At 39.7% G+C, this 13663-nt stretch carries 13 protein-coding genes; 11 read left to right on the top strand and 2 right to left on the bottom strand.

Features of this window, described 5'->3' with window-relative positions; translation table 11 throughout:
• Positions 1–106: 106 nt before the first annotated feature.
• Positions 107–670 (top strand): rhomboid family intramembrane serine protease, encoded by a 564-nt coding sequence (locus BMX21_RS07320; protein WP_022754534.1) that lies wholly within the window; start codon positions 107–109, stop codon positions 668–670.
• A gap of 625 nt (positions 671–1295) precedes the next feature.
• Here BMX21_RS07320 and BMX21_RS07315 read toward each other — a convergent pair.
• Positions 1296–1520, bottom strand: coding sequence for a hypothetical protein (locus tag BMX21_RS07315; protein WP_143057217.1), 225 nt, complete (start codon positions 1518–1520; stop codon positions 1296–1298).
• Positions 1521–1995: 475 nt separating this feature from the next.
• On the opposite strand from BMX21_RS07315, the gene BMX21_RS07310 reads away from it, so the two are divergent.
• Together BMX21_RS07310 and BMX21_RS07305 are read left to right on the top strand one after the other, a co-directional pair.
• Complete coding sequence (locus BMX21_RS07310) at positions 1996–2361, top strand: type II toxin-antitoxin system RelE/ParE family toxin (RefSeq protein WP_177173960.1); 366 nt, start codon at positions 1996–1998, stop codon at positions 2359–2361.
• Positions 2354–2650 (top strand): helix-turn-helix domain-containing protein, encoded by a 297-nt coding sequence (locus BMX21_RS07305; RefSeq protein WP_092042903.1) that lies wholly within the window; start codon positions 2354–2356, stop codon positions 2648–2650. Before BMX21_RS07310 ends, BMX21_RS07305 begins: the two co-directional genes overlap by 8 nt.
• Before the next feature lie 195 nt (positions 2651–2845).
• Here the strand turns inward: BMX21_RS07305 and BMX21_RS07300 are convergent, their stop codons facing one another.
• Positions 2846–3355: a QueT transporter family protein gene (locus tag BMX21_RS07300; protein WP_092042901.1), complete on the bottom strand. Its 510-nt coding sequence runs from the start codon at positions 3353–3355 to the stop codon at positions 2846–2848.
• A gap of 303 nt (positions 3356–3658) precedes the next feature.
• Between BMX21_RS07300 and BMX21_RS07295 the strand changes: the two genes are divergently transcribed.
• From BMX21_RS07295 to hemZ, 8 genes are all read left to right on the top strand, one after another.
• Positions 3659–4186, top strand: a complete 528-nt coding sequence (locus tag BMX21_RS07295; protein ID WP_027205438.1) for a hypothetical protein — start codon at positions 3659–3661, stop codon at positions 4184–4186.
• Between the two features lie 108 nt (positions 4187–4294).
• Positions 4295–5179 carry a metallophosphoesterase family protein gene (locus BMX21_RS07290; RefSeq protein WP_092042898.1) on the top strand — a complete coding sequence of 295 codons (885 nt, stop codon included), beginning with the start codon at positions 4295–4297 and terminating at the stop codon, positions 5177–5179.
• Positions 5180–5655: 476 nt separating this feature from the next.
• Positions 5656–5940, top strand: a complete 285-nt coding sequence (locus BMX21_RS07285; protein ID WP_027205437.1) for a co-chaperone GroES — start codon at positions 5656–5658, stop codon at positions 5938–5940.
• A gap of 137 nt (positions 5941–6077) precedes the next feature.
• On the top strand, positions 6078–7694 hold the full coding sequence (groL, locus tag BMX21_RS07280) for a chaperonin GroEL (RefSeq protein WP_022754527.1): 1617 nt from the start codon (positions 6078–6080) through the stop codon (positions 7692–7694).
• A 487-nt stretch (positions 7695–8181) separates the two neighbouring features.
• The gene (locus tag BMX21_RS07275; protein WP_022754526.1) at positions 8182–8706 is read left to right on the top strand and encodes an adenine phosphoribosyltransferase; all 525 of its coding nucleotides are present in this window, start codon (positions 8182–8184) and stop codon (positions 8704–8706) included.
• Positions 8707–8928: 222 nt separating this feature from the next.
• On the top strand, positions 8929–11214 hold the full coding sequence (locus BMX21_RS07270) for a RelA/SpoT family protein (protein WP_092042895.1): 2286 nt from the start codon (positions 8929–8931) through the stop codon (positions 11212–11214).
• Positions 11215–11465: 251 nt separating this feature from the next.
• The gene (locus tag BMX21_RS07265; protein WP_092042892.1) at positions 11466–12128 is read left to right on the top strand and encodes an MBL fold metallo-hydrolase; all 663 of its coding nucleotides are present in this window, start codon (positions 11466–11468) and stop codon (positions 12126–12128) included.
• A gap of 5 nt (positions 12129–12133) precedes the next feature.
• The gene (gene hemZ, locus BMX21_RS07260) at positions 12134–13615 is read left to right on the top strand and encodes a coproporphyrinogen dehydrogenase HemZ (RefSeq protein ID WP_092042890.1); all 1482 of its coding nucleotides are present in this window, start codon (positions 12134–12136) and stop codon (positions 13613–13615) included.
• Positions 13616–13663 lie beyond the last annotated feature (48 nt).

The raw sequence follows: 13663 nt of genomic DNA, 5'->3' as shown, positions 1-13663 counted from the left end.
TTATATAAATATTAGATATAATCGGTATATATAAGATATATCTTAACGGCATTCTGATAATAGCTTCTAAAATAATTGTATCACAGGAATGGGGGATTTTGATTCTATGAAAAAGTTTAAGATCACATTTAATTCACCTGTAGTTCTTGGTTTTATCTTTATAAGTCTTGCAGTATTGCTGCTTGGTTTTGCAACGCTAGGTGTAAGCAACGAGGTTTTGTTTATGACTTATCACTCATCGCTTACCAATCCTCTAACTTACATAAGGTTCTTTACTCATGTACTTGGTCACAGCGGATGGGATCATTATATAGGCAATGCTTCTTTTATCCTGCTGCTGGGACCTATGCTTGAAGAAAAGTATGGGTCGAAAAGGATAATGCAGGTCATCCTTATAACAGCCTTTGTAACAGGAGTTGTGAACTATTTCCTGTTTCCAAATGTGGCTTTATGCGGAGCAAGCGGCGTAGTATTTGCATTTATACTTCTTACATCTTTTACCAGCTTTAGAAATGGTGAGATACCGCTTACATTCATACTGGTAGCGGTGGTATTCTTGGGGCAGCAGGTGTACGAGGGCGTAGTCCTTACGGATGATATCTCGAATATGTCACATGTTATAGGCGGTATCATCGGCGCAGTTGTCGGATTCAAACTCAATAGAAAATAAAACATCTTTTTAATATCACGTTCCAATAAAAGGAATATTCATGATTAAGAATACGAAACAATTCCAGCTTCTTGTCTATTCAGACGCTACGGAGGATACAGAGTTCATAGATAATGTTAATGGCCTTGATATTGAGGCTGTAGCTGAGAGCATGATGTAATAAATGTTAGTTTAGAATTAAGATCCCGCGGTGATTGGATTCATCGTGGGATTTTTTAGTGAGATTTTTACTAATAATGTGTGTTCCTGTAATTGGCATTTAGAATCTTTGTTTTGAGCCTAAATTGTATAACGTTACTTCTGGATGAATGACATAGAGATTATCAGAATATATTCAGGATATATAATCAATCTGGCAATATAGAGATTCTATGAATTTTGAACGATATAAAAGGATGCATATGAATATAAAAGGTTGCTAATATATATAGACAATATAAAAGGTTGCTAATCATACATGGTTTGATATACACATAGTAAGATAGGAGGTTGGTTTCATGCAGAATCCATTTACACATACCTTTGGTATGGATTCGATTCAGTACTTATCAACTCTTCAGACAGAAGAGATAACAAAAGTCCTACTTAGCAAAAGAGATAGCTGCTAGGTAGGACTTGATTATTTTTATGCTTCTACGCCTTTATCAGCTAAAAGCTGCCTTAACCTTATGATTTCTTCTGCCTGAGAAGAAATAGTATCATCTTTCTTAAGATTCATCGAATTAGCGATATCCAGCTGTTCTTTAGTAGTATCCAGCTGTTCTTTAGTAGTATCGAGTTCTTCCTGAAGTTCATCAATCATATATGTAGCTGTATTGTGATCCATGATCTGCAGTTCTTTAGAGAACATATTCATCACTCCTTCGATATTCCTGCACATATCGTACAGGTGGGAATGCGGCGGAGTCGTACTTTTGGATAATAAAAGATAAAACCACTCTGACATTTTAAATTCGAGCAGAGTGGTTTGGATTTTCACTATACAACAAAGAAAGTCTATGCTAATATATTTCCTGTGCTCATTTCTGGAGTACATTTTCAACAGCACAAAAGCTGTCAAGGCGATTTCTCGCCGACATAATTTCCACTGATACTTGCGCAAGTACTTAGGAAACATATTTTTACAGGAAAGGATTCGATTTTATGTCACAAAACCAAATATCGATGGTCTTAGAACTAGTATACATTACTAACAATCAGACCATAAAGGATATTCAGTCACTAAATTCATTAATGGCTTTCTTTTGGACAGCGTTCAAAGAGGAAAGCAAGATTGACTGAATGAGCAAAATATGCTATATATAACATAAAAGAAAGGGAGTATTTTGGAAAAATTTGAAGTGGATTTTTACAAAGAGGAAGATGGAAGCAAACCAGTTGGCGCTTTTATCAGGACTCTTGATTTAAAATTGAAGGCTAAGGTGGTGGCTGACCTTCACTTGCTTGAGGAATATGGAAATATGGCAAGAGCACCACTGTCAAAGGAACTTGATGATGGAATCTTTGAAGTTAGAACGTGTGAAGGTAATAATATTGTAAGAATTCTTTATTTTTTTGATGCTGGAAGATTGATAGTTGTTACTAATGGTTTTGTAAAAAAACAGCAGAAAACTCCAAAGAGTGAAATTTTGTTAGCTAAGACTCGGAGGACTGATTATTTCAGAAGAAAGGAGGCAGGTACATATGAGTGATTTACAGGATCTTACAAATGAATTGATGCAGGATAATGATTTCAGAAGAGAGTATGAGTCTTTACAGCCTGAAATGGATATAAAAAGAGCAATTCTTGATGCTAGAATCAAATCAGGGATGACTCAGATGGAACTGTCTGAGAAAAGTGGTATTACACAAGCTGATATAAGTAGACTTGAGAACGGCACAAGGAATCCCAGTCTTGCGCTATTGAAGCGTTTGGCAGAAGCAATGGATAGCACTCTGAAAATTGAGTTTGTTCCCAAAAACAATATTGCTGAAGGGTAAAGTGCTTTTATATTATCTCTACATATTATGATGTAAGGAATACATTTATAGCAGAATCAATTTATATCTCTAATACGAACAAAAAAGAACTGTGAAAAAGTGATCATCTCATTTTTCACAGTTCTTTATATTTATCCTTCTTATTATGTACTTCAGTTCTTCTTGATTTTCTTCTTCAGCTTTTGATCGTGCTTATCAGATCTTTTTAGCAGTATGATCGTCAGCAAATAATATTCCTCTTACAGGGAAGAGAGCATTGAGAAGTATCTCACCAAATATCACACAGGTAATAACTTCGCCGGCTCCTACTGTAAGCATCATAAAAGGAATCAGGTCTGTCATGCCGTAAGCATATTTTAGTACGAACGGAATGATAAGCGCATTGCTTATTACAGGCGGAAGTGAGCAAAGAATCCTGTGTTTTCTAAGAGCATATGTTCCAATACATCCAATAAGTGTTGCTAAGGTTCCAAATATTACATCCGGAAGTGCACTTTGCATCAGGATATTAGACAAAAGACATCCTATTGTAACTCCGGGAATAGCAGCCGGTGTGAAAAATGGGAGGATTGTCAGAGCTTCTGAGAATCTACACTGGATTGCTCCGCTTGCAAGGTCGAATCCCTGCGCGAACATTGTTAATACTACATACAAAGCGCCGATGGCGCCTGCCTGTACGATGTACAGAGTTTTTGTTTTCTTCATTTTCTTTCTCCTTTAGTGTACGGCCATGTGCCGATTTTGCGAGTGGGAAGGATTTAACACTCGTATAGCAACAGGTATGATAACACTGAATAAAAGCTTTGTAAAGGCGATACTGATCAGACTAAAAATAAATAATCACTAAACCACTTGGACGGACCAGCATCCCCAAAGCTTTTATAAGGGCAGGCAGTATATAGAAAATAGCTTATCTAAGAATTATTTCCGGATGAAGTAAATTAATCATAATGATATAATGATAGTGCGAGATATTATGCATACTAATTGTATTACTTGGAGGTATTTATGGGAGATAAGTTATTGCCGCTTGTTACGAGGCATTTTTTGATACAGCCTCAGAGTGTTGATAAACTCTGGGAAGAAGAATGGTCAGTTACCCTTAGAGATGATGCTGATAAGAAGGTAGGGAGATTTCATTTTGAAGAGGCCGGAATTGATGGGGAAGTAACGCTTTTATTGGATATTGAACCTGCATACCAAAAGCCCTCTCTTGGTGCTGAAATATACTCTGCTATAGCAAGTTTTGTGTTTAAATTCCAGGAACTTAAGGTAGTCAGAACGTCTTGCAGGCATGAGGATGATGATCTTGTACATAGCCTTGAAAAAGCCGGCTATGTAAGGCGCAAGAACAGTGATGGCCGTGACTTTTATTCAATCACAAAACAGAAGACATCCTGGACAGGCCTTTACATGATATTAGGCCTTGTTGCAGGTTTGATCATTGGAATCACTATATCTAATCTCTGGGTTGGAACTTTTTCTGGAATAATAATAGGGACAGTAATCGGATATCTGATTGATAAGAAAGCGTGAATATACCGGATTTGTCGAGACTTTATGACGATATATGTTTTTTCATAGACTGATTATTTTTCGTATATAAATGGACCGGTACTTGCAGGAACATGGTGGGGGACATAGATGGACATTGCGGTTTTTAGCGATATACATGCCAATCACAGCGCCTTTCAGGCTTGTTTTGACAAGGCCTGTGAGAAGGGAATTACCAATTTCGTACTTCTGGGGGATTATGTAACGGACTGTCCTAATCCTCAGAAAACTATGGAAATGATATACATGATGCAGAAGTTTTTTAACGTCTGGATCGTGAGAGGCAACCGCGAAGAGTATCTTCTTGATTATAGGAAAAAGGGCGAGTCAGGATGGAAGAAGGGTTCTGCCAGCGGTACGCTTTTGTATACTTATAATAATATGACGGACAGGGACTTTAACTTTTTTGACTCACTTCCTATATATTCGATGTGGAAGCAGAAGGGTATGCCTTCTTTTGAACTATGCCACGGATCGCCCAATTCTTCAAGGGAATTCATGATGGGTAAGAGCCGTACTACAAGGCGTATTGTGGCTCAGCTAAGGTCTGATTTTATCCTGCATGGTCATCATCATGAACAGGAGACTTACACCTATAGAGACAAGAAAGCTGTCAATCCAGGCTCTATAGGCATTCCCTGGAACTATGGCGGCAAGACACAGTTTGCCATAATTCATGATGAAGGAGACAGGTGGGAAGAAGAATACTTTCAGCTTGATTATGACAGAAAAGAGATTCTGTCTGAGTTTATGTCATCAGGACTTATGGAGATGGCGCCTGCCTGGGCAGCAGTTACAATGCATACTATAAGAACAGGTGTGGATCTTAATCAGACAATCCTTATGAGAGCAATTCAGCTGTGCGAGCAGGAAAGAGGAGAAGCCCGTTGGCCGGATATCCCTGAGAGGTACTGGGCTCTCGCCCTTAAAGAGAACTATATAGATATGCATGGAAAAGATATACCTCATAGGTAGATTTTTAAACTTCCAACAAAAGCCAGACGCAGATTCAAGGGTAGGAGTCTGTCTGGTAAGGGGGAAGTCTGCAAGTAAATCAGATAATAAAGAGCTCGAAGCTTTGTAATAACAAGGCCTGTCAAAAATAAAAAAAGAATAAACAAAGGATTATAAAAGAAGGATACAATCTTCAAAGCCGCTCTGGAAGCGCGTTTGAAGGGGTATCCTTTTTTGATGATAAAAGGCCAAGAAGCAAATGAGAGAAAACGAGAGAATATAAGAGATATTACGAGAAAATGCTACAATATCCACCTGTAAATCAATTTGCAACATAAAAGCCGCAACATTATTATATATTTTGTGGTTAGCACTCAGGGAGTTTGAGTGCTAACAATTCTATAAGACTTAAGTTTTAGTCTAAAGTTAACAAGCACAGATATGATTGTTAATCTTTAAAAAAGCAAATTATATATCTATATAAAGGAGGCTTTATCATGAAATTAACACCACTTGGAGACAGAGTTGTATTAAAGCAGCTTGAAGCAGAGGAGACAACAGCATCAGGAATCGTTCTTCCTGGAAAGGAAAAAGAGAAACCTCAGCAGGCTGAAGTTATAGCTGTTGGACCTGGCGGAGTTGTTGATGGCAAAGAAGTCAAGATGGAAGTTAAAGTCGGACAGAAGGTCATTTATTCTAAATATGCAGGAACAGAAGTTAAGCTTGATGAAGAGACATTCATCATTGTAAAGCAGAACGACATTCTTGCAACAGTTGAATAAATCAAAAATTGCAAAAAAGATTTTGTCTATTTGATTTCGGATAAAAAGAAGATCTGAAATAAAGATGATAAACAGTTTTTATATGAAGCAGGATCATATCCTGCAAACTAGATAATATATTATGGAGGTCATGTATCATGGCAAAGACAATTAAATCAGGTGATGATGCTCGTATGGCAATGGTTGCAGGCGTTAACAAGCTTGCAGATACAGTAGGTGTAACAATCGGACCTAAGGGAAGAAACGTTGTAATAGACAAGTCTTACGGCGCTCCTACAATCACAAACGATGGTGTTACTATCGCTAAGGAGATCGAGCTTGAAGATCCATATGAAAACATGGGTGCTCAGCTTGTTAAGGAAGTTGCTACAAAGACTAACGACGTAGCAGGTGATGGTACAACAACAGCTACAGTTCTTGCACAGGCAATGATCAACGAAGGTATGAAGAACCTCGCTGCAGGTGCTAACCCGATCGTTCTTCGTAAAGGTATGAAGAAGGCTACAGACGCTACAGTAGAAGCTGTTAAGAAGATGGCTACAAAGGTAAGCGGCAAGGAGCAGATCGAAAGAGTAGCAGCAGTTTCATCAGGTGATGATGAAGTTGGTAAGATGATCGCTGACGCTATGGAGAAGGTTTCTAACGACGGCGTTATCACAATCGAAGAGTCCAAGACAATGCAGACAGAGCTTGACCTTGTTGAAGGTATGGAATTCGACAGAGGTTACATCTCAGCTTACATGGCAACAGACATGGACAAGATGGAAGCTAACCTTGAAGAGCCTGCAATCCTTATCACAGATAAGAAGATCTCTAACATCAACGACATCCTTCCTCTTCTTGAGCAGGTTGTTAAGACAGGTCAGAAGCTCCTCATCATCGCTGAAGACGTTGAAGGTGAAGCTCTTACAACACTTATCGTTAACAAGCTCCGTGGAACATTCAATGTAGTTGCAGTTAAGGCTCCTGGCTATGGCGACAGACGTAAAGAGATGCTTCAGGATATCGCAATCCTTACAGGTGGTAAGGTTATCTCATCTGACCTTGGTCTTGAACTTAAGGATACAACACTTGATGACCTTGGACGTGCTAAGAGTGTTAAGGTTACTAAGGAGAAGACAACAATCGTTGATGGTGAAGGCGACAAGGCTGACATCGATTCAAGAGTTGCTCAGATCAAGAAGCAGATTGAAGATACAACATCTGATTTTGATAGAGAAAAGCTTCAGGAAAGACTTGCTAAGCTCGCTGGCGGTGTTGCAGTTATCCGTGTAGGTGCTGCTACAGAGACAGAGATGAAGGAAGCTAAGTACAGAATGGAAGATGCTCTCAATGCTACACGTGCAGCTGTAGAGGAAGGTATCATCTTCGGCGGTGGTAGCGCATACATCCACGCTTCTAAGGAAGCTGCCAAGTCTCTTGAGAACCTTGAAGGTGATGAAAAGACAGGTGCTAAGATCGTTCTTAAAGCTCTTGAAGCTCCTCTTTTCCGCATCGCAACTAACGCAGGTCTTGATGGATCCGTTATCGTAAATAAGGTAAAAGAGTCTGAAGTTGGAGTTGGTTTCAATGCATATAAGGAAGAGTATGTAGATATGGTTAAGGATGGTATCCTTGATCCTGCTAAGGTTACAAGATCAGCTCTTCAGAATGCTACATCAGTTGCTTCTTCATTCCTTACAACAGAAGCTGCTGTAGCAACAATCAAAGAGCCTGTACCGGCAGCTCCAGCTCCTCAGCCAGGAATGTATTAATTAACTGATGGCGGAAGCTCTTGGTTTTTAAGAAGAACTTGTACATTCATAGGAATGGCAGGAGACTTCGTATAAGTTAAGATATATTTTGCACCACGATTATATCAATACGATATGATCGTGGTGCATTTTTTGCCCTATAATATGCAGTTTTGATGAGGTGATCATAATAAAAATGCGTAGTATCTTGCTTTACAAGCGTTTTCTTGGTAAAATTACCAATATATGTCTAATATAATCAGTAAAATGTTATAATAATTATTTAAAAGCGATAATAATTATACTGATGATCATTAGAAGTGCATTATAAGTCAAGGATTCTGAGGATTACACGTTCTTGAAAGCGCATTATGACGTTATTGCACAATCTATAATATGTTAAATAATGATGTTAACTAAAAGGTATATTATAAGGATTTGATCCTTTACCTTTATAAACTATCATCATTTTATAATAATCATTCATTGATTATGGAAAAGAGGAATAATGAAAGAATTAAAAGACTATGTACGTACAATACCTAACTTCCCTGAAGAAGGAATCATGTTCAGGGATATCACTACAGTAATGCAGGATCCGGATGGACTCAAGCTTGCTATTGATACAATGCAGGACCTTGTTAAGGATCTTGATTTTGATGTAGTAGTAGGAGCAGAGTCTAGAGGATTCATATTCGGAACACCTATTGCATATAATCTCCATAAACCTTTTGTACTTATCCGCAAGAAGGGTAAACTTCCTGCAGAGACAGTTTCAATCGACTATGATCTTGAGTATGGCAAGGCTACTCTTGAGATGCACAAGGATTCTATTAAGCCTGGTCAGAAGGTTCTCATCGTAGATGACCTTATCGCTACAGGCGGAACTACAGAAGCTATGATCAAGCTTGTTGAGTCTCTTGGCGGAGAAGTTGCAGGTGTACTTGTAATGATGGAGCTTGCAGGACTTAAAGGAAGACAGAAGATCGCCGGTTACAGACTGGATTCTGCTGTCGTATACGAGGGCAAGTAATTGGAAGATTAATCATTTATATTCTATAAATGATTAACTTCTAGAGATAAAATATTTATGTTCCATAAATATTTTACTCCAGGAGTTAATCATAAGATTAACTCCGAGAGATTAATCATTTATATTTTGTGATTAATTTCGAGAGATTAATATCAATTTCATAGATATTGATCTAAGTATATGCATTTTCTATAAAACTAAAAGATTGGCGCAAGAGGGAAAATGTTAGAACAAAGATTTGATGACGGTAAAATTGAATCAATTGAAGAGTTTCAGCCACCGGAAAGGCTTTATGAAGGTCTGATAGCCAGGGTACAGAAGTATCATCCATCTGATGATATCACCATGATCGAGAAGGCTTATAATATAGCGCGCGAAGCTCACAAAGATCAGCTTCGCAAATCCGGAGAGCCGTATATTATTCACCCTTTGTGTGTGTCCATTATCCTTGCAGATCTGGAACTGGATAAGGAGACTATTGCAGCAGGGCTTTTGCATGATGTCGTAGAAGACACTATTCTCACCAAAGACGAGATAGATGAGCAGTTTGGATCTGATGTAGCACTTCTTGTAGATGGTGTTACCAAGTTGCAGAGTCTGCAGCTTCCTGCCGACTATAAGGACAAGACAGCAGAGCAGCTTGAAATGCAGGCGGAGAACCTCAGGAAGATGTTCCTGGCTATGGCCAAGGATATACGTGTCATCCTTATAAAGCTTGCCGACAGACTTCACAATATGAGAACACTTGCTCATATGCCGCCTGAGAAGCAGCACAGGATAGCTCAGGAGACGTTGGACATCTATTCTCCTATAGCAGGGCGTCTTGGTATCAGTAAGATCAAGGTAGAGCTTGACGATCTGTCTCTTAAGTACCTCAAACCTGATATCTATAAGGATCTTAAGGAAAAGGTATCTGAGAAAAAGGAAGAGCGTGAAGCCTATGTTGAGATGATCGCCAAAGATGTTGAAGCTGCTATCAAAGAAGCCGGCATCAAGGGTGAAGTCAACGGAAGAGTTAAGCATTTTTTCAGTATTTACAAGAAGATGCACAATCAGGGCAAGACTCTTGATCAGATCTATGATTTGTTCGCTGTCAGGATAATCGTTGAATCAGTCAAGGACTGCTATGCAGCTCTTGGTATAATCCATGAGATGTACAAGCCTATCCCCAGAAGGTTCAAGGACTATATAGCTATGCCCAAGGTCAATATGTATCAGTCTCTTCATACGACACTGATAGGACCTAACGGTGCGCCATTCGAGATACAGATCAGAACTTTTGATATGCACAGAGCAGCAGAATACGGTATTGCTGCTCACTGGAAATATAAAGAAGCATCTGATGGCAAGAAGATCGAAACTCAGGAAGAGGAGAAGCTGGTATGGCTTCGCCAGATTCTTGAGTGGCAGAGGGACATGAGCGACAACAGAGAGTTCATGAACCTTTTAAAGAGCGATCTGAATCTTTTTTCAGAAGATGTATATTGCTTTACTCCTCAGGGTGATGTCAAGAATCTTCAGAACGGATCTACCCCAATCGACTTTGCATACAGCATTCATTCAGCTGTTGGTAACAAGATGATCGGTGCCAAGGTTAATGGTAAGCTGGTTCCTATTGATTATGTGATCCAAAATGGTGATCGTATTGAGATCCTTACTTCTCAGAATTCCAAGGGACCATCACGTGACTGGCTTGCAATTGCCAAGTCCACATCTACCAAGAACAAGATCAACCAGTGGTTCAGATCTCAGCAAAAAGAAGAGAATGTTAACCACGGTAAAGAGCTTATCGCTGACTATTGTAAGACCAAGGGTATTGAGATCTCTGATATAACCAAAACTGAGTATATCAATATCATCATCCGCAAGTATGGTTTCCACGACTGGGATGCTGTACTTTGTGCAGTAGGTCTTGGAGCCTTAAAAGAAGGCGGTATTGTCAACAAGCTCTGTGAGCTCTATGAGAGAGATCACAAGAAGGATCTTACTGATGAAGAAGTTCTTGCAGCAGCTAATGTTTCAAACTCACCTGCAAGGATCAATGGAAGTGGTAATGCCATTATCGTTAAAGGCGTTCATGACGTTGCAGTAAGATTTTCAAGATGTTGTAATCCTGTTCCAGGAGATGATATCGTTGGCTTTGTAACAAGAGGCAGAGGCGTATCTATTCATAGACGTGACTGCGTCAATGTTGCAGAGATGACTATGGAAGATAAGAGCAGGCTCATAGAAGCCCGCTGGGAGAGCGATGGTATTATTGGCTCTGAGAAATATACTGCTGACATCAAGATCTTTGCTAACGACAGACGAGGCCTTCTTGCAGATGTTTCAAGAATTCTTACTGAGAACAACATCAGCATCCTGTCTCTTAATACAAGAACCAGTAAGCAGGGCCTTGCTACCATGGATGTTTCATTCCAGGTTTCAAGCCGTGAAGAGCTTGTAACAGTTACAGATAAGCTAAGACAGATCGATAGCGTCATCGATATTGAGAGAAGTACAGGCTGATACGAACATTCTGATAAGAATAGTCTGATAAAAATAGTCTGATAAGAATGGTCTGATAAGAATAGTTTTATAAGAATAGTCTTATAATAACAGGCTGATTATAATAGACTGATAAGAACAGGCTGTTATATCGGCATCAGTACCTATTGACAAGCATTTTAATAGTTTAAGAATTAATATCAGCATGCCGGCATTATTTATATAATGTCGGCATGGCTGTGCATCATACCAAAGATTGGATCAACATTCTAATGGACAGTAATATTAAAGTTGGCCAGGTAACACTTGGCCCCATACAGACCAATTGTTATTTTGTTTTTAAAGATACAGAAGATAGAAGTGCTAGTAATGAGCCAGTGCCCTGCATCTTCTTCGATCCTGCGGACGCCGGAGAGTATCTGTATGAAAAGCTTACAGAGAAGAATATTAAGGTTGAGCTCATACTCCTAACTCACGGCCACTTCGATCATATGGCCGGAGCTGCAGATCTTAAAAGGCTCTCAGGAGCTCCTATATGGTGCTGGGAAAAAGAGTCATCGGTATGCGAAGATCCCGAAGTAAACCTTTCGTATGATTTTATTGGAAAAAGTATAACGATTAAACCTGACAGATTTTTAAGAGATGAAGAGATAATCGAAGCTGCCGGTCTTAAGTGCAGGCTCCTTGGAACACCGGGACATACAGTTGGTTCCTGCTGCTACAGTTTTGATGATGATAAGATCCTTATAAGCGGAGATACTCTATTTGAAGGATCTGTTGGACGTACGGATTTCCCCGGAGGAAGTTCTCAGGCTCTGGTTAGATCTGTACACGAGAAGCTTTTTGATCTTCCTGATGATACTATTGTATATCCGGGGCACGGCGGTGCTACTACAATTGGAGATGAGAAGCTCTACAATCCGTTTTTAAGGTGAGTTCTATGATTATAGTATATACAGATAAAGAGAAATACTTTTATGACATCCATTCTCTGGTCAAAAGTTTCTATCCGGAGGAGGATGTCCTTGTTTTTGTAAAGGGAACGAGGCAGATTCCCGAAGATGCCAATGTCATACTTACTATAGATATGACTCTGTCCTGGGATGAAGGACATATCGATGCTGATTTTATCTGGGATGGAAGAGCTGTTAAGTCTTTTTCCATGGACTGTATAAGAGAATCGGAAGCCTGCAGCGCAGATATGACGGATTCTCCAAAGAATGTCTTAAAGCGCCTTTTGTATACAGCGCTTAATGAAGAGACAGGCAAAAAGCTTCCCTGGGGGACTCTTACAGGTATAAGGCCTGTTAAGATCGCTATGCACAGACTTCTTGGCGGCGACAGCGACATGCAGATTGGCGATTATATGAAGAAGACCTATATCTGCTCTGATGAAAAGACTGAACTTAGCATCGAGATAGCGCACAGAGAGAACAGGCTCCTTGAAGGCACAACGGATGGCAAAGGATACAGCCTTTATGTGAACATACCTTTTTGCCCGACAAGATGTGCTTACTGTTCATTTATGTCATCGCCTATAGGCCTTTGGAAGGGGAAAGTTGATGACTATCTTGACTGCATCAAGAAAGAGATAGATGAGACTGCTCCTTTGTTTAAAGATAAGCGACTTGACAGCATATATATAGGCGGGGGAACTCCTACTACACTTGAACCTTATCAGCTTGAAAAGCTTATAGGCTGGATCAAGGACTCTTATGATACTTCTTATTCAAGAGAATTCACCATAGAATCAGGCCGTCCTGACTCTATTACTATGGATAAACTTAAAGTAATGAAAAAGGGCGGAGTTACAAGGATATCTGTTAACCCTCAGACTATGAGAGACAGAACACTTGAACTTATAGGCCGTCACCACAGCGTACAGCAGACCATAGACTCTTTCTATATGGCCAGAGAAGCGGGATTTGATCACATCAATATGGATATAATCCTTGGACTTCCGGGAGAAGAGCTTAGTGATGTTCAGTACACAATGGATGAGATAGCTAAGCTTCGTCCTGATGAACTTACAGTTCATTCGCTTGCCATTAAGAGAGCATCAAGACTCTATGACTACGTAGCAGATCACGGCCTTGCAGGTATGGATACCACATCCGCCATGATGAAAGTGGCAGAAGACGGTGCCAGAAGTATGGGACTTGGCCCGTATTATCTCTACAGGCAGAAGAATATAAGCGGCAATTTTGAAAATACAGGATATGGGCGCGGGGACAAGATGTGCCTGTATAACATAATCACCATGGAAGAGACACAGAGCATCCTTGCACTAGGCTCAGGTTCAGTATCCAAGCGTATCTTCGAGGGTAGCAGGATAGAACGAAAAGGTAATCCCAAGGATGTAAAGCTGTATATGGAGAATACAAGTAGCGATCCTTCTGTAATGAGAGATTTCTTTTCATAAAAATGATCCTAAAAAAGCTAGAATAGTCCCCTACATCCGGTCACCTCG

The organism is Butyrivibrio sp. TB (assembly GCF_900110805.1).
GTDB classification, from domain to species: domain Bacteria; phylum Bacillota; class Clostridia; order Lachnospirales; family Lachnospiraceae; genus Butyrivibrio; species Butyrivibrio fibrisolvens_C.
This window is presented reverse-complemented; position numbering and strand designations above follow the sequence as displayed.